At 40.1% G+C, this 18,881-nt stretch carries 16 protein-coding genes, 3 pseudogenes and 1 other annotated feature; of the genes and pseudogenes, 18 read left to right on the forward strand and 1 reads right to left on the reverse strand.

Annotated elements, in window-relative coordinates:
- Window positions 1-166: 166 nt before the first annotated feature.
- From ACN6MV_RS15675 to ACN6MV_RS15745, 15 genes and pseudogenes are all read left to right on the forward strand, one after another.
- Entirely contained in the window at window positions 167-844 is a 678-nt protein-coding gene (locus ACN6MV_RS15675) for a response regulator transcription factor (protein ID WP_419884358.1), read from the forward strand.
- A complete protein-coding gene (locus ACN6MV_RS15680; RefSeq protein ID WP_419884360.1) occupies window positions 841-1,848 on the forward strand; it encodes a HAMP domain-containing sensor histidine kinase in 1,008 nt (335 codons plus the stop codon). Before ACN6MV_RS15675 ends, ACN6MV_RS15680 begins: the two co-directional genes overlap by 4 nt.
- A gap of 92 nt (window positions 1,849-1,940) precedes the next feature.
- A complete protein-coding gene (locus ACN6MV_RS15685; protein ID WP_419884362.1) occupies window positions 1,941-2,654 on the forward strand; it encodes an ABC transporter ATP-binding protein in 714 nt (237 codons plus the stop codon).
- The gene (locus ACN6MV_RS15690; protein ID WP_419884364.1) at window positions 2,651-3,424 is read left to right on the forward strand and encodes an ABC transporter permease; all 774 of its coding nucleotides are present in this window, start codon (window positions 2,651-2,653) and stop codon (window positions 3,422-3,424) included. The genes ACN6MV_RS15685 and ACN6MV_RS15690 overlap by 4 nt, the downstream gene beginning before the upstream one ends.
- Entirely contained in the window at window positions 3,421-4,188 is a 768-nt protein-coding gene (locus ACN6MV_RS15695) for an ABC transporter permease (protein ID WP_419884366.1), read from the forward strand. The genes ACN6MV_RS15690 and ACN6MV_RS15695 overlap by 4 nt, the downstream gene beginning before the upstream one ends.
- A gap of 847 nt (window positions 4,189-5,035) precedes the next feature.
- On the forward strand, window positions 5,036-5,539 hold the full coding sequence (locus ACN6MV_RS15700) for a DinB family protein (RefSeq protein WP_419884367.1): 504 nt from the start codon (window positions 5,036-5,038) through the stop codon (window positions 5,537-5,539).
- 268 nt (window positions 5,540-5,807) lie between these two features.
- A pseudogene (locus ACN6MV_RS15705) lies at window positions 5,808-6,026 on the forward strand (shikimate kinase); the annotation flags it as partial.
- Between the two features lie 319 nt (window positions 6,027-6,345).
- Window positions 6,346-7,848: an alpha/beta hydrolase family protein gene (locus ACN6MV_RS15710; RefSeq protein ID WP_419884369.1), complete on the forward strand. Its 1,503-nt coding sequence runs from the start codon at window positions 6,346-6,348 to the stop codon at window positions 7,846-7,848.
- 134 nt (window positions 7,849-7,982) lie between these two features.
- Window positions 7,983-8,342 (forward strand): annotated as a pseudogene (locus ACN6MV_RS15715) (TSUP family transporter); the annotation flags it as partial.
- A gap of 22 nt (window positions 8,343-8,364) precedes the next feature.
- Window positions 8,365-8,634, forward strand: a complete 270-nt coding sequence (locus ACN6MV_RS15720) for a metal-sensitive transcriptional regulator (RefSeq protein ID WP_042127950.1) — start codon at window positions 8,365-8,367, stop codon at window positions 8,632-8,634.
- Between the two features lie 157 nt (window positions 8,635-8,791).
- A pseudogene (locus ACN6MV_RS15725) lies at window positions 8,792-8,989 on the forward strand (rhodanese-like domain-containing protein); the annotation flags it as partial.
- Between the two features lie 648 nt (window positions 8,990-9,637).
- Window positions 9,638-11,419: an ABC transporter ATP-binding protein gene (locus tag ACN6MV_RS15730; protein WP_419884371.1), complete on the forward strand. Its 1,782-nt coding sequence runs from the start codon at window positions 9,638-9,640 to the stop codon at window positions 11,417-11,419.
- On the forward strand, window positions 11,416-13,137 hold the full coding sequence (locus tag ACN6MV_RS15735) for an ABC transporter ATP-binding protein (protein WP_419884373.1): 1,722 nt from the start codon (window positions 11,416-11,418) through the stop codon (window positions 13,135-13,137). Before ACN6MV_RS15730 ends, ACN6MV_RS15735 begins: the two co-directional genes overlap by 4 nt.
- Before the next feature lie 169 nt (window positions 13,138-13,306).
- Window positions 13,307-13,532, forward strand: a binding site (T-box leader).
- A gap of 59 nt (window positions 13,533-13,591) precedes the next feature.
- Window positions 13,592-14,047 (forward strand): HIT family protein, encoded by a 456-nt coding sequence (locus ACN6MV_RS15740; RefSeq protein WP_419884375.1) that lies wholly within the window; start codon window positions 13,592-13,594, stop codon window positions 14,045-14,047.
- Between the two features lie 79 nt (window positions 14,048-14,126).
- Window positions 14,127-14,555, forward strand: coding sequence for a protein phosphatase 2C domain-containing protein (locus ACN6MV_RS15745; protein ID WP_419886767.1), 429 nt, complete (start codon window positions 14,127-14,129; stop codon window positions 14,553-14,555).
- 464 nt (window positions 14,556-15,019) lie between these two features.
- Here the strand turns inward: ACN6MV_RS15745 and ACN6MV_RS15750 are convergent, their stop codons facing one another.
- Window positions 15,020-15,736, reverse strand: a complete 717-nt coding sequence (locus ACN6MV_RS15750; protein WP_419884376.1) for a hypothetical protein — start codon at window positions 15,734-15,736, stop codon at window positions 15,020-15,022.
- Window positions 15,737-15,992: 256 nt separating this feature from the next.
- On the opposite strand from ACN6MV_RS15750, the gene ACN6MV_RS15755 reads away from it, so the two are divergent.
- The 3 genes from ACN6MV_RS15755 to ACN6MV_RS15765 all read left to right on the forward strand — a co-directional run bounded on the left by ACN6MV_RS15755 (window position 15,993) and on the right by ACN6MV_RS15765 (window position 17,811).
- The gene (locus ACN6MV_RS15755) at window positions 15,993-16,262 is read left to right on the forward strand and encodes an NAD(P)H-binding protein (protein WP_419884377.1); all 270 of its coding nucleotides are present in this window, start codon (window positions 15,993-15,995) and stop codon (window positions 16,260-16,262) included.
- A 92-nt stretch (window positions 16,263-16,354) separates the two neighbouring features.
- Window positions 16,355-16,501 (forward strand): DoxX family membrane protein, encoded by a 147-nt coding sequence (locus tag ACN6MV_RS15760; RefSeq protein WP_419886768.1) that lies wholly within the window; start codon window positions 16,355-16,357, stop codon window positions 16,499-16,501.
- Between the two features lie 479 nt (window positions 16,502-16,980).
- Window positions 16,981-17,811, forward strand: a complete 831-nt coding sequence (locus ACN6MV_RS15765; protein ID WP_042127961.1) for a hypothetical protein — start codon at window positions 16,981-16,983, stop codon at window positions 17,809-17,811.
- The last annotated feature ends 1,070 nt before the right edge of the window (window positions 17,812-18,881 follow it).

The following is an 18,881-nucleotide window of genomic DNA, read 5'->3' on the forward strand; positions in this document are numbered from 1 at the left end:
GAGCTCGCGGATTTCTGTAATGTTCTACGGAGTGTAAAACGACCGGCTCAATCAGTATCAGGTTGTTATTAGAATGCAAGGCGAAGCCGCTATTGAAGCTCTTGGTTATTTACCTGATTGGTTAATCTGTCTGATAGTGAACTCATTTTAGAAAGAGGGATGTTACTTGAAAAGAAAGATATTATACATTGAAGATAATGAGAAAATAGGCAGCTATCTAAAAGAAGAGTTGGAACAGCGAGGATTTTCGGTTCAGTGGCTGCTTTCTGGTGATGGAGCCGAAAAAGAAGTGAATCAGTATGGAATCGTTATTTTGGATATCATGTTACCCGGTTTGGACGGATTTACTGTGGGGAAACGATTAAAAAAGGCAGCTCCTGCTGTACCTATTTTGCTGTTAACAGCTCGAACATCGATAGATGATAAGGTAGAAGGTTTACAATTTGCCGATGACTATTTAACGAAACCATTCCATACGGATGAATTAGTTGCAAGATTAGAAGTACTAATCCGTCGAAGTGGCGGAACACATTCCGAACGCATTTCATTAGGAAATTATATTGAAGTAGATTCAGAAGTCCAAATGGTATTTGACAAACGCACAGGAGAAGAAATTATATTAACAGGGAAGCAACATCATATTTTAATGTACTTCTTACGCCACCCTAATCAAGTTTTACCAAAAGAACAAATCTATGAAGCCATCTGGAAAGAAACATATATAACTGGTGATAAAACACTAATGGTACATATCCATCGACTGCGTCAAAAGCTGGAACGTCATCCAAATTCCCCAGAGATTATTGAAACGTTGAAGGGAATAGGCTATCGGGTGAAACTATGAAACAGACTAAATCATTATTTCGTCATTTTCTAAAAGGACATTTTCTATTTATCTTTTTGCCTCCAATTATACTTATTTTCTTATCTGCTTTCATTGAATCTCCTATTAATGGTGAAGAGCTGAAAGCTTTAAATCTATTTTACGTTGTACTACTTTTGTTTGGTTTTATTATTGTCGCATTTGTTGTAATATCTTGGATTTTCTTCTTGAGACTTCGTAAACGCCTTACCCACTTACAGGAAGTCATGTCATTTTCAGCTAATATTAATTCATTTCCTAAACCAATATTTGTTCAAAGTGATCGTATGGATGAAATAGACCAGTTAGGGAGTTCTTTTAATTGGATGATTCAGCAGCTTGAAGACAGTCGCAAGCGAGAAAATGAAGAGGAATTGTTACGACATCGACTCATAGCGAATTTATCTCACGACTTACGAACGCCACTTACCATTTTGCGAGGACATGTCACCCGATTAAATAAAGAATCAATGAGTCTAGAAGGACAAAACTCATTAACAGAGATAAATCATACGATTACAAGAGTGGGGGATCTAATGGATGATTTACTTTCCTATACATTGCTTACATCAGGGAAACATCCTTTTAAGCCCACTTCAACAGATATTGGACGTTTAGTAAGAGCATCTGTTGCTGCGTGGTATCCTGTATTTGAAGAAAAAGAAATCCAGATCGAGGTTGATTTACCGACAGAGGAGACTTTTTATTGGGAAGCAGATCCTAAATGGATGACACGGGTTCTGGATAATTTATTTCAGAATATTCTTCGTCATGCAGCAGACGGGAAATATGTAAATATTGTGGTTGATGTAGAAAAAGAACAAATCATTGTTGCAGACAGAGGTCCAGGTATGAATAACTCTTCCTATGAACGTGGAGTGGGAATTGGTTTATCGACTTCGAATTATATGTTGAAAAAAATGAAGCTGAAAGCTGACTTTACATCAAATGAAGATGGGACAAGAGTAGCTATTGGTAGAACTTAACCTAAAGTTAACCCAGAAGTAAACAGCAGGATAACCGAGATGTAACTTTGCTTATTTATAATTAGAACCATAACAGAAAGGAAGTGTTATGGTTGATTACAATTAATAACTTAGTCAAACGTCGCGGAACTGGGGAAATCTTATCAGGTATCAGTTTTAAAGCTAGACCAGGTAGAGTAACTGGTTTTTTAGGTCCAAATGGGGCAGGTAAAAGTTCTACACTTCGCATCCTGCTTGGATTAGATCGCGCCACCTCAGGGAGTGCACTAATCAATGGAAAGCCATTCGCAGAATTACATAATCCTCTAGCAACAGTAGGTGCCGCGCTTGATGGATTCGGAGCTCATCGTATGCGAACAGGACGGGCACACTTGCGTTGGATTGCTCGTGCCGCAGGATTGTCTAACTCACGTGTCGAGGAAGTTTTGGAAATAGTAGGACTAACTAATACAGCCGGGAAAAGAGTTGGGCAGTATTCTCTTGGTATGGGGAGAAGACTGGGAATCGCAGCTGCGCTACTTGGTGATCCAAAAATATTGATTTTAGATGAACCCGTAAATGGGCTCGACCCAGAAGGAATTCGGTGGATTCGGACATTTTTACGTGAACGTGCTGAATCTGGAAATACGGTGTTATTATCCAGTCATCTAATGGGAGAGCTTGCAGAGACGGTTGATGACGTGGTGATTATTAAGCATGGAACAATCGTTGCAGATGGAACATTGGAAGAAGTAATAGGTAACCATTCCACACTGGAGGAAGCCTTTTTTGCCCTGACATCTGATAATGCAGGTGATGTTGTATGAGAGCATTTAATGCGGAACTATCTAAATTATTCTCCTTACCGGGTATTTGGCTTGCTTTTCTCATTGGAGCGTTTGCACCAGCGTTTATTGCTGCCTTGGACAGCATAGCACAAAAAGAGGAGATTATAGCTGGAGTTAGCACGCGGCTATCGGAAGTTGGCTATATCGGGTTAGCTCTTGGTGTGCAAGGCGTTATTATTCTTGGTGTGCTTGCTGTCAGCAGTGAGTATTTAACAGAGAGCAGTGAATCTGGTGGAGGACAACAGATAACAACGAGTTTAACTGTTATTTCATCCCGGTTTCATTTTTTACTGGCAAAAGCAGGTGCTGTGACTGTGATCAGCATACTGCTTTGTATTGTTGCTATTATGACAACTGTGTCAGTAACGCATCTTATTCTTGGTGAATATGCCCCCGCATTTGAATGGTCCAGACTTATCGGTGCAGTTTGTTACTGGACATTCACTGCTCTTTTAGCACTTGGAATTACTTTTCTAACTAAGAATGGCATCCTCCCGCTTGCTGTGCTCATAATAAATTCATCCGTTGTATCATTTAGTGTCCTGTTGTATAGGATTACAAAGTTGGCATTTTACTTACCAGATAGGGCTGGCGCTGAAATGTTTATGTTTACGGACAACACGTCCACAGGCACTTTATTCGACGGGTTTCACACCCCCTTTACAGGCGGTTTAGTCATGTTTGCCTGGGTAGTCGTTATTTTCATTGCTGCAGCTGTTGTATTCCATAGGAGGGATGTTGCAGCATGAGTGTCTCATCTAGTAGAAAATTAACACAAATCCTTGGTGCTGAACTGGAGAAATTAGTTACATTACCATTGATATGGCTCACTCTTATGATTACATTTATTCTTAATTTGGCTTTAGCTGCAGCTTTTACTTCTGCTGGTCTACAAGGTACAGCAGGAACGCAAAGTATACTGAATATAGGACTTGCTTCTATGGGATATCTTCAAGCAGGGTTCATTATTCTTGGTATCTTAGCTACTTGTTCGGAGTATACTGGTGGACAAATTCGAACTACTTTAACTACGATACCTTGGCGTGGGTTTCATTTATCCACGAAGCATTTGGCATTGGCGATTATAACCATTCCTGTGGCGTTTATTATTGCTGCATCAGGTGTACTCTATACTTTTATTATGATGAGAGACACAGGAGTAGTGATTGAAATAGACACAATGATAACAACATTAGTAGGTGCAACAGGCTATCTAACATTAACCACACTTCTCAGTGCAGCTATAGGTGCTTTATTAAGACGAACCACTCCTGCTTTAGTGGTACTGCTTGGTTATTATTTCATTGTCAGTCCATTAACGAGAGTTTTTCTACCTACTATTAAAAATTATTTAAATTATTTTCCGGATACGGCAGGATCTTATATGTATATGCCGTCTTCCTCTGATGAAATTAGTGTCCTTACACCAATGCAAGGGACAGGTATTTCAATGTTATGGACACTGAGCTTTATTACAGTAGCTATTGTATTTTACCGTAAACGAGATGCCTAATTTTAGGTTTTATCATTTTGAAAAAATAAGGAAGTGAATTTGCCCCTCTGGATAAGGATTGGCTTAAAGCGATTTATGAAGAGCGAAAGCGAAGAATTAAGTCAGGGAGGACCAAAATGAAACTAAGTCAGCGGATAAGATAAAAGCAGCTTTACTTGAAGAAAATAAAGATACTTATGCAATCTTTGCTGACTGGAAGGCTAATATATTACTGATTTCACAACAGATTTAGCTGAAACGGGCAATCTGGAGACACCGACTGAAGGGCGTTCCAACATGAACAATCCTATGTATTATGTTTCTGATTATTACGAATGTTAAAAATGTTGATTTTACAACGATCTGGGAACAGCCGCATACAACAGCTGAGCGGACTGGAACCATACCGATAATTTTATTGCCTGGGTTAACGAGTGTTAAAATAATTAACGTACGTAGCTCTAACACAAATCCTTTAACCAAACGGGTTAAGGGATTTGTGTTCATTAGTTCTAGGAACAGGAAAAATAATCTTCTTATAAAATCTTACACACCATCCTAAGAAAAAAATTACTACAAATGTTGGATTTTTTATAACCAAAGAATCGTTGAGCTAACAGGACACGATAGCTCAATAATGAAAGGGCTGCCGTGAGGTAGCCCTTTGTTCAACTAACGGGAAGGCTAGCGTAAACAAAATGACAAACGTATTAAGCATACGTAGTTAATTACATTTCGGGATTAGCGCAATGCTTTTCGACAGCTTCATTTGGTTAACGAGGGTAGTTTAAGGAAATGTAAATATTTACTTGCGAACTAGTGTTCGGTATAATAAACTTGATTCCATTTCAAAAAGGAGATGTTGGATATGTATAAACACATTAAAGATTTTGCCGCAACTTGGCAGAATGAAACGGAAGCAACAATGCGGACACTGGAGGTGCTGACCGACGAGTCTCTTGGCCAACAGATAACAAGCGATCATAGAACGCTTGGACGTGTTGCATGGCACCTTGTACAGACGTTGCACGAAATGCCATCTCGGACGGGACTGTCTTTCGAAGGACCGAGCGAAGATATGCCGGTGCCAGCTTCGGCAGCAGACATCGCGTCAGTCTATAAGAGGACCTCACAAGCGCTCCTTGATGCTATACAGTCCAGTTGGAAAGATGAGAATCTGCTTATCATGAGCGATATGTATGGTGATCAATGGCCAAACGGCTTAATGCTGGATATTCTCGTAAAGCATGAGATTCATCATCGTGGTCAGATGACAGTCCTGATGCGTCAGGCAGGCCTTCGTGTGCCGGATGTTTACGGCCCGACAAAAGAGCAGTGGGCCGAGTACGGAGCGCTACCTCCAGTAATTTAGAGTAAGATTATATCCCCTTTCGCCGTATGGCTATAGTGAGATTTACAAGTGTTTTATCATAGGATTGAAAGTGGTGGCTTGAATCATAGACAAGAGGATACCATCGGACTGAAACTGTTGATCCTATTGAACTAACGGGGAACGTTAGTGGAATAGCGGTTGCTTCGGCAGCCGTTTTTTATTTGTTCAACTAACGGGCAGTTTAGTGCAATAAAACTTGATCAATTGTGGTACCATTATTAAAATAACTTCTAAAAGTGGTGATATCATGAAATTTGTTTTGATATTTGGTCCGCAGGCAGTAGGTAAAATGACAGTGGGGCATGAACTGGAAATGATATCTGATTTGAAATTGTTCCATAACCATATGACGATAGAACTGCTGGCTCCTTATTTTGGCTTCAGTCGTGAAATGTGGGGATTATCGAATAAATTCCGTCAGGATATATTTGAAGCGACCGCCGCCAGTAATATGTATGGAATGATATAAAAAAAGAAAACTATTTGAGAATAAACAATACGAAACTCAACGCTCGTGAAGTTGCTGAAATCATAAAAAATACATTCGCTTTATAACAATTCTTGTTAAATTAACGGGAACGATAGTTCAATCAATACACGAAGGCAGCCGACCAAATGATCGGCTGCCTTTTCATTAAGCTAATGAGCAGTTTACAGTAACGAGACTGATACATTTTGGATTCAGAAAGCGTCTTTATACTGAAGCAGCAAAAGGAGGGGGAGGCTAGCCAGTCAGGAAAGATTGGAACAAATGAAGATGAAAGCTTTCTTAAAGGAGACTTGAGATGAGATCGTTTGAATTATTGCTATATTTGTCAAACATCAGTTTGTTTGTATTAACAGTTGTATTTAAAAAAGGTCAGCGTATAATTCCAGTATGCTTTGCAAGCGGAATCGCCGCAGTTTTACTGGTCATTCATTTGACGGTGGAAGGATACAGAGTTCAGCTGTTTTTCCCATATTGCATAACGGTCATTTTTTTAGCCATTTCAGGTTATAGTTATTTTAAAAAAAGCAGTTTCCAAAAAATCCCTCGATTCCTGTTGGGTTCAGCTTATACCGCTATAGCGATCATGCTGGTCGGAACAGCGGTCCTCATGTATGCTTTTCCTGTATTTAAACTCCCTGAACTGTCAGGCAAATTCAAGGTAGGAACGCAAACGTTTCATTTTGTGGATACCAATAGAGAAGAGATTTTTGATAAAGCAAGAGATGGTAAAAGAGAGTTAATGGTTCAGGTATGGTATCCGAGTCAAGCTGGAAGTGGCAAGCGAACTTCTTTTATTCCCGATACGCGGATTTTAAGTTATATGGCCGCGAACTATGGTCTTCCCGGGTTTACTTTTCAACACCTGAAGTACGTATCCAGTCATGCATATTCGGAGGCGGCAATCTCTACGGCACAGACTTCATACCCACTGATCCTTGCGAATCCCGGCAACGGTTCTTCCAGGCTCCTCCACACGTCGCAAGCCGAATCTCTCGCGAGTCACGGATATATCGTGGCAATGATCGACCACACCTACAACACATTTGCAACCGAGTTTCCGGACGGTCGAATCACGACCAGCACAACCAACGACTTATTCTCGCCTGACCATGATTATCGGACGGAAAGCAGAAATCGCGACAAGTTAGGGAAAGTTTTAACCGACGATGTGGTGTTTGTGCTGGACCAATTCGAGCTTATCCAATCGGGGCAGATTCCAAGTCATTTAAAAGGCTGGATTGATCTCGACCATGTCGGGGTGTTCGGTCATTCTATCGGCGGAGCAACGGCTTATGACGCTGCTTACGATCCGCGAATCGCGGTTGGCATAGACCTGGATGGTGGGCTTTATCGTCTGCGTGAAAGAGAGGGTCTGCGAAAACCGTTTTTGTTCCTCAACTCGGAAAGCTATTTCGAAAAATTAAAAATGGTGATGGATAACCGGGTCTACACGGATGCAGAAATTAACCGTATGGGCTCAAACAGAGAGTGGGAGGATCAAGTAACGGAAGATAAAAAGTTGGAGCTTGAACGGATGCGCAAAACGGTCGACGAAGGGGGACAAGTCCTCTATATCGAGAATACGGAGCATTTGAATTTTACCGACGTACAGTTCATTTCTCCGATTTTCAAAATGCTGGGCATTACAGGAAAGATTGAGCCCAATAGAGCGGACTCCATTACCAATACCTATATGCTGAATTTCTTCGATATGTATCTGAAAAATCAAGACGGAATCTTAATGAAAGGACCGGATAGCCGCTTTCCGGAGGTGAAGTTTGTAACTTCACTATTTTAAATTACTGAACAGCCTACCGAAATTGATAACCCCCTTCATGTGGACAGGTTTTATATAAACCGTTACTGAGGGGGAGTTTTTATTTTGTCCAAGAGGATTAAGTTCGTTTTATGTGCAAAAGAGGGTTCTTCTAAGTTGCGATTATATCCGCCTTTATAGTCGGAATCGTTTCAGGTTTTGGAGGCGCTGGAGGCGCTTTTATTCTGATTCCGGTCATACTCACTCTGCTCCACATTCCAGCACGGACGACCATTGCTTCCTCACTGGCGATAGTCTTTATTTCAGCCATTGGCGGAGTGGTTGGTAAAATTTCGGGAGGAACTATACCTTTATGGCCGACACTATTTACAGTCATTGGCAGCTTGATCAATGCGCCATTGGGATCAAAAATCAGCGCTAAAATAAATGTAAAGGTACTGAGATATGCTTTAATCATGGATCTTTTAGGTGTATATTTAATTGTTTTGCTCTATACTATACCTATCCAGGTATAGTATATATGAGGAGATGACAGTTATGGATTACAATTATCCAAATGAGATCAAAACCCGTTTGCGCAGAATCGAAGGACAGATTCGCGGCGTACTGCGGTTAATGGAAGAAGGCAAGTCTTGTAAAGAGGTCGTTTCACAGTTGTCCGCGGTTCGTAACGCTTCCGACAGAGCGCTTGCTCAAATTGTGGCGGAGAATTTGCAGCAGTGTATTTTAGAAGAACAAGCCAACGGTAATCCCGATCCAGGTAAAATGGTCAAAGAAGCCGTGGAATTACTTGTAAAAAGCAGATAAACACGGGAAGACTAAAGATAATCAAACACCAGAAGGATGAATACAGCATGACTTTTAAAGAAATAAACTCTAGTGACTAGCCAAGCGTCTTAATCAAGGGGAGTCGTTCTCGATGCTCGATGTTCGTGAACTCGAAGAATGAGAGGAAGGCCATGTTGCAGGTGCTAAGCATATTCCGCTCGGTGAACTGACTTTGAGACTGAACGAACTTGACCCTGCACGTGAGACAATCGTGATCTGCCGCAGCGGTAATCGCAGCGGAATGGCTTGTGAGCTTTTAAACGCTAAGGGATATAAAGTTATTAATATGACCGGCGGTCTCCTTGCATGGGCTGACAAATTGGTTCGTGAATAAATAATAACAATCACCAGCAATGAGCAAATACAGAACCCCGTGCCCAGCGCGAGGCTCTGTTTTTAAGCATTTCATTTTGTAGAACAGCGAGCCATTTATCCATGAAGCAGCTCGTCAGCTTGCCGAGCTGCTTCCTCTGGCTGAAATCGATACCCTGCCCGGTCAGGATCATTCGGCGGTTGTAATGGCTCCGGATGTCCTGGGTAGAAAATTATCGATCGCGAGCTGTAATAACCACAAGAAGATAAATGGAAGGGGATCCGCTCAGACGGAAACTCCGGTAATACTTAATTTGTTTGGATTTCAATCATTTTTTTGCCTTTCTCATGACCTACTATGTTAGATTATTCTAAGTGAGTATAGTTCATGTTCTGATTCTCCTTGTGTAGGTATGAGGTGATAACCTTCAATCTACACGAATCAGTCATGGGCTATTATTTTTGATCAAAATCAGCTTTCTCACTTCATATTACAATCCTTCACATACAATAAATGATATATATTACATACATTATCATGCTTTATATTATATACATTAATAGTTATTTTTATTAATATATGAGAGGAGGTTGAATGTAAACGTCAAACAAGTGGCGATGTGTGAATCATTGAACCTCTTAAATATGAAAATAGACAGGAGTAACATTGATGATTGGTCAAATTAACCCAGAAACTAAAAATGAAACCGCTATCAATAAATCTTATTCGCAAATGTACAGATGGGTTCTATCGTATTTAAGCTCATACCGTATTACGTTTACCCTGACTGTATTGTTGGGAATCATTATTGCAATCATTGAGCTATTATTACCAAAATCCCTACAGATCTTCATTGATAAGGTGTTGCCTGTACGAAATCCGCATTTTATTATCTACGCTATCTTCAGCTTGGTGATATTGGTCTTCGTCAGCATTCTTCTATCATATAAAAAAAATACCATGGAAAGAAGCATGCAAGAGTATATTGCAAGAGATATTCAGTACAGTGTCTATCAAAAAATAAAGGGCATGGGATTTTCTTATTTTGAGGAACATCCGGTTGGAGAAAGTATAGGTTTATTACAGACGGAGGTAGATTCCCTTCAAAAATACTACAGGGAGCTGCTCCCAAAATACATACGTACTGGACTGTTCAGCGCCGTTTCGATCTTCTTAATGAGCACGATGAGTGTTCGCCTTACACTTATTCTTATCCCAACGATCCTTATTTACCATTTGTTCGGTTCCAAATTGGATAAGAAAGTATCCGATTACGGGAAACAGTGGGGAGACCAGAGGGTTCATTTGTATCAGACCGTTTATGAGACCTTGTCTTCTCAGTTGGAACTCAAGATTAATTCAGCTGAACTGTGGGGCAACCGTCGGAGTGAATCTGCGGTTCTTCTGCATAACCAAACATTGCTACGCTCATTTTCTTACCAAAACCTCCGGACGTCACTCCGACGTTTAGCACAATATGCCGGCGCTATCGGAACTATGCTCTATGCCGTTTACCTTCATAACTCCAACATCCTGACCGTAGGTGAAATTTCTGCTTTTTTGCTTTACTTTTTTATAGCTATGAAGAATATGACCGCCTTTATCGTTTTAACATCCGAGCAACGAACGATGCTGAAGCAAATCGAACGTTTATATTCTCTTCATCAGCTGGAACCTGAAATTACAGAGGACAAGAGTCCCTCTGTGATAGAACAGGTTGCAGGGAATGTAACATTTAAGAATGTTAGTTTTGCGTATAAAGGTAAAGTTGACGTGTTACAAGAGATTTCAATGAATATTAAAGCCGGGCAACGAGTTGCTATTGTTGGCCCTAGCGGAGAAGGAAAATCTACCTTATTGAAATTGATTCCTCGGTTTTATGACATTAAAGAAGGCTCAATTACCATTGATCAGGTCGACATCAAAAGGTGGCCACTTTGGAAGCTGCGAGAAGAGGTGGGTATTATTTTTCAAGAAACTTACCTGTTCGGCTCGACGATCAAAGAGAATATATTGGTCGGAAAACCTCAAGCTAGTGACGAGGAGGTGGTAACTGCTGCAAAAGCGGCTGCTGCCCACAATTTTATCATGAGCTTGCCGCAAGGCTATGACACCCTGGTAAAGGAAAGAGGAGTCATACTCTCAGGAGGGCAAAAACAAAGAATATCCCTTGCCCGTTTATTTTTAAAAAGCCCTTCGATTTTGCTGATGGATGAAGCCACTGCCGCTTTGGATAATATTAATGAAGTAGAAGTAACGGATGCCATAGGGCGCTTGATGAAGAACCGAACCATGATTACAGTTGCCCATCGAATCTCAACGATTAAAGATTATGATGTTATTGTTTATCTAAGGGGCGGAAAGATCGTTGAATCAGGAACCTATCAAGAATTGATAGATGCGTGTGGTGAATTCTTCCAACTTGTTAAGGGGCAGGGGGACATGGCATGAAATACTTCAAATGGACATGGACATATCTAAAGCGGCAGAAGCTATTGTTGGTCCTAATACTGGTTCTAACCGTTATCCAGATCATCACTCAATTTGGAGGGAACTTTTACCAAAAGCAGTTAATTGACGATGTAATTGTTAAGGGAGATATGAATCTCCTCCGTTCAACAATCTTGATTATCGGTGTTTGCTATCTTCTGCATGCCTCATTGACATTTCTAAGTCCCTACGTATCCCTTCAAAATTATTCTAGACTTCGTCTGGACATGTCTGGATGGCTCCTGCGTTATATCAATCAGGTGTCAATCCTGAGAATCCAACGAGAACGTATTAATGATATGGTGAGTTTGTTTTTATGGCAACTCCATCTGGTTCCATTCGCTTTATCAGATCGCCTCTGGAATTTTATTCAAAATTTGACGTTAAGTCTCGCATTGATTATTTTCATTGCATGGGTCAGCCCCAAAATGCTATTCATCTGTATTCTTACTGCGATTATTTATGTATGGCTGGGATACTTCTATGGAATTAAAACAAAAGAAGCCCGGAAGAAGGTTTGGGATGCCCGTTATAAATTAGGGGTCTGTTTGGAAGAGGGGGTATCTGCTACCAGAGAAATTACAGCCTATAATCTGGATGAATGGGACTCGTCACGATACAATAGCCTATTTAAAGAATACTACGATCATAGCATGCAAGAAGTCCGGACTAATAATAAAAAGCTCATATGGAGTAAGGGACTGGAATGGGTCACGTTACTCTTCATATTTTTCTATGGCGCTTATATGGTCTATAATGGCCAAATGTCGATAGGTGTCTTTGTAGTCACTTATATTTTTGGAACGCAATATTTATCAACGGTCCTTGCTTTATTCGATTCGGGAACCGATATAATAGGTCATTTAACGCATGTGGAACGAATTATGAAATTTACCGAACAACCCATTGAGAAATCGGGGGAGCGGCGTCTTAAAAGCGGTGTACAAACAATATATCTTGATAAGATTACATTCCGCTATCCGGAACAGGAATCAGATGCTTTGCACGAGATTGAGTGCGAATTGCCTATAGGGAAGACCATCGGAATCGTCGGCGGAAGCGGATCCGGAAAATCAACCCTGGCTGGTATCCTCTTCGGGCTGCATGACCCTGGGGAAGGCAACGTTCTTGTAAACGGTATTCCTCTGAAAGAATGGGATTATGATGATTGGAAAATGAATACGGCCATCGTACTTCAAGAGCCCTATCTGTTCCATGACACCCTCCGCCAAAACCTGCTAATGGGGCAAGAAATAAGTGATGAAGCCATTATGCGGGTGCTAAAAATAGTTCAACTGGAATCTTTTATCCACTCTCTATTGAATGGGCTCGATACTATTATTGGTGAGAGAGGGATTACACTCTCAGGTGGACAGCGCCAAAGAGTGGCTCTAGCTAGGGCATTGCTGAGACCTTCAGAAGTCTTGATTCTGGACGAAGCGACATCCGCTTTGGATTTGGAAACGGAAAGAAAATTTCAAGCTGCATTGAGACAAGAAAGGCTCGGAAAAACCACAGTCATTGTTGCACATCGTTTATCCACGATTCGAGATGCCGATCTTATATTGGTTATGGATAATGGGCATGTGGTCGAACAAGGTGGACATAGTGTGTTAATGGCTTTGGGGGGATATTATCGGAAGCTTGTGGACACTCAAGAGAATATCTATCAAGATTAATGCCAAGTCGACAGATAAAAATATGTTAAGCGCATTAAACTATCGCGTCATAGATCGAGTCAAACAGCGCTACATTTAGTTAACTAAGGTTGGACATCAACCGAAAGAAAAAGATCGAAGGGTTATTGACAGGAAGATATTGTTAACTATAAGCTTGAATAAATATTATCAAAACGCAAAGATTGGGAGTATTAAGGGATATACCTGTTGCTCAGAGAACTGTCGGGAGGTGTGAGACAGTGTACAGGTTCCTCAACTCACCCATGAGTGATAAGACTGAATATTATTAAGTCTTATCGGCTAACCCCGTTATCGGGTCCAAAGATGATTCGTTTTATTCAAGCACGAATCAAGAAGAGTGGTACCGCGCTTGGTAAAAACCTATCGCCTCTTTGTAGGCAATAGGTTTTTTTCTTTGGATTTTTAAATTGAGAATAAGGGAGCGTATACTAAAATGATGTCTTCAAATGATTGTTTTATATGCCGCAAACATAATGGTGAACTTAAAGTAAATGGTGGGTGCATTTATGAAGATGAATTTGTGTATGTGGGACACATTGGATCTAATGAACCTTTGATTTATTTGGGTTACCTTATAGTGGATTTAAAGCGGCATGCAGCTGGCTATGGTGATATGAACGATGATGAAGCACGTGCTATTGGCTTTATTTTAAATAAGTTAGGTAGAGTATTAAAAGACTCAGAAAACGCTGAACATGTATATAGCTTTGTACAAGGTGATGCTTTTCCTCATTTTCATATTCACCTTATCCCAAGGTACCCTGGCACACCCAAAGAATTATGGCATCCAACAATTATCAGAAACTATAAAGAAGTACATGGTACAGTTAATCAAGTAGAAGAAGTCTGTTCCCGATTGAGAGGTGTTCTTCAGCGTGAAATCGAATAGTTTAAAAGATTTAAACTGGATTGGTTCTGAACAAGCATATCTCAATTTGCCATCAGTAGAGAAATTTTAACACATAACTATCGGTAGGTATGGCGGAAACACTGAGAGTGGGGCACATAAAAATGAGGATGGTTTATTAGTTTGGCAAAGCATTTCATGGGAGTTTGTAACATTAATTGATGCACATAGCTCTTGTGATAGTGCAGAACTGATTATTGCCACGCTAAAAGAAGAAGAAAATTCTATTAAAGAGATTCTCGATTCAAAAATCGATGTTTTGTTTGATCTGATTGAAATATTACTATTACAAATATTTCAATCGGATAGGTTTATTGATAAATGTCGTTCCTTAAATGGTGAAGCATCTTGCTTAATCTGTATTCGAAAAGAGAACGTTCTTTGTTGGTTTTCCGTTGGTGATTGTCAGTTGTTTCTAATTCATGGTGATTTAGAAAAATGGGGTCAAGTGAGTTTAAACCAAAGAAATTTTCAAAGATACTGCGCTTAATTCTATTAATAAATTAATGAATTCTGCTGAACAAAATAATTTAATTAAGAGTACTGAAATTAAATTTTACTTAATAGGGATATATACACTTATTTCTTCCAAAAATCTTCAATTAATTTATAAAAGCCACTGTGACTCTCAAAAGAGGGATCGACAGTGGCTTTTATATTGGTAAGTTAACGGAACGTTTTAAACCGATAGACTATCAACAACAGTTGCATTTCGCTAACATTTACATGTATACGATTCGCTAGACTATGGGAGATAGAGATAACTTGAAACGATAAGTGCTACTCAATTGATCCCTTAGCCGTTAATGGACAGAAACATGGTTTTATTACCGATTTAATATTCATCAATTAAACTTAGAAATAATTACCTATTTCCTAAGGGACAAGTATATAGTCGCATTGACGATTAAATGGATGTCTAATGAAAGGTTATACTTAACGTTGGGGCAACTTTTACTCCTTGATTTCTTTGTCCTTGCCGCCGATATTAAATCCTAACTTTCCATTATATTTGCCTACCTGTCCGGCAACTCCTAAGCCTGCTCCTTGACCGCCGCCGAATTGTGCCTTGGCCTGGGCGCCGAGACCATTTTCGCCACCAAGCTGTAAATGGGTTTGCAGTCCCGCGCCTTGACTGAAACCCAAGTGTCCATCGGCATCAGCACTCATACCGTACTCTCCTCCGACCTGCGCCCCCGTATAAAAACCAGCCTCTTGACCGCCACCTATTTGGGTTTTTGCCTGAGCCGCAATCCCGTACTTGCCGAAGGACTGGGCTTCGGCAATGAGCCCTAGACCCTCGCTGCTGTTCAGATGAGTATTGCCTTGCGCATGGATTCCATATGAAGGAGTGCCCATATGGCCGCCTGCATACATACTCATGCTACCTAAGGCTAAATTTCCGCCAGCATTTAAACCAATGCCGTGTTTACCACCTACTTTTCCTCCGGTATTTAGCTCAATTCCCTGTCCGCTGCATACATTTTCGTTCTTATAACCATTTAAAAGTTCTTTTTTGGTGTTTTCGCTGTCTGAGGGTAGATCTGCCAGAATGCTTTCTGAACGGAAGAGATGGTAGTAATGAGAGTAGGGGAAAGGATTGTAACGGGTAAAGTAAGGGGATACGGATGGATTAGCCTGGCTGTTTGGATATTCGTTCCCAAAGGTCATCTGGGATACCTCCATTATTCAATTTATTACAACAGCCTATTCATGGATGAGTTGAAGTGATACCCTTCCTAAGTAAAACGTACGAATTCAAGGTTCGCAGCCGATGTACAAAGAGCCGAAAAGTTATAGCGATACCGATTACAAAGGCTCATGACATGATTTTACGTGTAATGGAGGAACATGGTGTAAAACGTTCTATTAAACTTGCTACGCCTACACTTAAATCAGCAGATGACAAAAAACAAGCGATACAATTATGCCTAACATAATGGCGAAAATACTGTATCCAACTGGTTTCGCAGAAATGAAAGCTATTGAACAGATCATTCATATGAGCAAAGTGGATTGGTCCGTCGTACGAATCATTAATCCAAATGTAAATAAAGAAGGGAATGGTTATGCGACTTCATTCAGTGATACATCGGGCAAATTTAACGTTTCACGTAAAAACGTAGCAGCTTGCATGTTTGAAGCATTACGAAAAGATAAATGGATTATCAAAATGCCAATTGTTTATAACAAATAGGAGGAAATGAATTTGACAATTTTAGCGTGGATTATACAAGGCTTTTAGCCATAATGTTAGGGGCAGGTATAGGAAAGGTTTTTGGTTCAAAAATGCATATTGAAGCTTTTAAACAATGGCGTCTGCCACAATGGTTCCGTGTTGTCACAGGAATTATTGAATTAGGTGCTGCAATTCTTTTAATTATTGGTTTTTGGAACAATACAGCAGCTATGTGTTTGCACCTGAGGCCCAGGTGAAGCGGGCTGACTTTCTGTACAATATCATGAAGCAGTTTGTAGATGCGGGAATACTCACGGACTTGGGTAAGGAACTGAGCCCAAGGGCTGCCGCACCCAGGAAGAGGCAGCACAGATTGTATATAATTAAATTAAATAACAAGCTGAATATCCGTCCGCCAGGAATCTGCTGGAGGACGGATATTTGTGAGAGCTGATCAGAATAGACCCGGACGTAAAACCGATCCTTTTATGAGTATGACAATGCCGGAAACCGGACGAAGATGGCTGCCCCTTTTCCATTTATGGAATAAATAAGTTAAAGAGGGTACCCCGAAATGGGAAGATAACCCAAAAAAATAAGACAATTATTCCTGCTAAGTTATATAATATAAGAGGAAAGTAATATGCTGCTTTTGCTACCTGCGACCTATTCATGAAATGTTTTAGCAAAATTGGTAGATGCTTTACTATTAATAATTAAGCGGGGATAAGGCTATATGAAACGAAAGAGTTGGATTTATTCGCTAATGCTAGCAATTATAGTATCGGTTGTATTTGGGGCTGGCAGTATTTATGCGGCTGCACGGAACATCACCGACATTGTCAAAGTGACCAAACCTGCTGAGATAAGAGTTGGGGAGTGGAAGTCATACGAAATAGCCATCACCGACTGGACCGATGCAGACGTTACGGAACATGACTTCACTCCAATCTCTTCAGATGAGAATGTTGTCAAGGTCGTACGAAAAACGCAATGGGTTTCTGAACTTCATGCAATAAATAAAGGGAATGCTACCTTAACTGTCAATATTGGAGAAAAGTTTGAACCTTATGTATTTACTGTTCAAGTGGTGGATGATTATACAGTCATTCCTGAACCAACTAAGCCGGTAGTTATAAAGGAACCTACACACGAAGAAATTATGTTACAGGATCTGGAAGATTACATTGAGCAGTTGCAGCCATTAGGAAGCTATGAAAAGAAAGCCATAACTACGTTAAATCAAAATAGACTCCTGAACGATTCAACCAGAAAAACACTCTTTCTTACTTTAAACAATACTGTATTGCCCAATTATACTAAATTTGTATCCGGGTTGAAAAACCTCAAAGCTAATAATGTAGAGTTGAAAGAAATACATACCTACTTTCTTGCAGGAGCAAAACTCCAACTGGAAGGGCTCACTATAATGCGGGACAGCTTGAAGACGACCAAAATAAATTGGTCCAAATTTAATGCAGGTGAAAAAAAGAAGGCAGAAGGAATTAAGCAATTGAACAAATCCGAAATGCTTCTTGACAAGTATGCAATTAAATATGTCAAATAAATAAAATAATAAACAGAACCCTTAAAGTGCTTTAAGTTAAGGGTTCTGTTATTTTTTTTGAGGGGCCTGTGCCAAATATATAGACCATTAAGGCATGCCGGCAGTGAGCTGGGCCACGAATGCTTCAATTCTCACAACAGCACAAAAACTAACTTCAAAATGGCTTTTAAATACCAAGAGGTTAAAGGTAAGAGCGCTGAAAGTATAAACTTTAAGATGTATTATGAGAATACAATCAACACAAGAATCACTGAATATCAATGCCCCAATCATAGCTTAAGAAAAAAGAAAGCTATTTCAAAAATGAAATCCTATGTACCAGCACGGATATCCATTGATTATCCAAAAAATTATGAACTGATTAATTACGTAAGTTCTTATACAAAGAAGCATGATTATTGAAAACTGCTCCAGTTGAGTTGTTTTTTTATGGCCAGAATAAGGGCTTTGTCGGCAAAGGGACTAAGTTCTTGTCCTACAAGGGACTATGTTTTTGTCCACCGACAACAATAGACTTGTAGTGTTGTCGGTGGACAAGAACATAGTCCCATAAGAGCCCGCGCCCAACGCGGGTTTTCTGTTTTAAGGGATCAAGTTCTTGTCCTTTGCTCAGGACAAGAACTTGATCCCATTGCCGATAATGGACAAGAACATGGTACTATTGCCGATTCAATGATTATCTAAATATGTCTTTATAAGACAACTAAATCGCTTTGTGGTGAATTCAAAACAACAGGTAATTGTCTTAAGCAGGATATTACTTAAAATCAACATGATCCAGTGCTTTGTAGCTCCCAATAGGGTTCCCGAGCTGTGCTGGCTGACCCTAGTTTGGCGGAAATCCCCTGAAGAGGAACCTATAGAGTTCAATTAATTCTTTCCTTTCGCCTGAAGGCGAAGCTGACGAACAAAAAGTAAGAATTTATACATATATAGTCGATGAGTTTGTTTCTTTGTATCTTCCAGTATAGTTAATTCACAACAGTTCCTTTTTATTAGCTATTTAGTCTTTATAAATACGCATTTCTGGTAAATGCCGCAGATGCAAACTGGACGGCAGTTAAAGTCAT

It is taken from the genome of Paenibacillus sp. B-A-8 (genome assembly GCF_048572915.1).
Taxonomy (GTDB): Bacteria; Bacillota; Bacilli; order Paenibacillales; family Paenibacillaceae; genus Paenibacillus_AQ.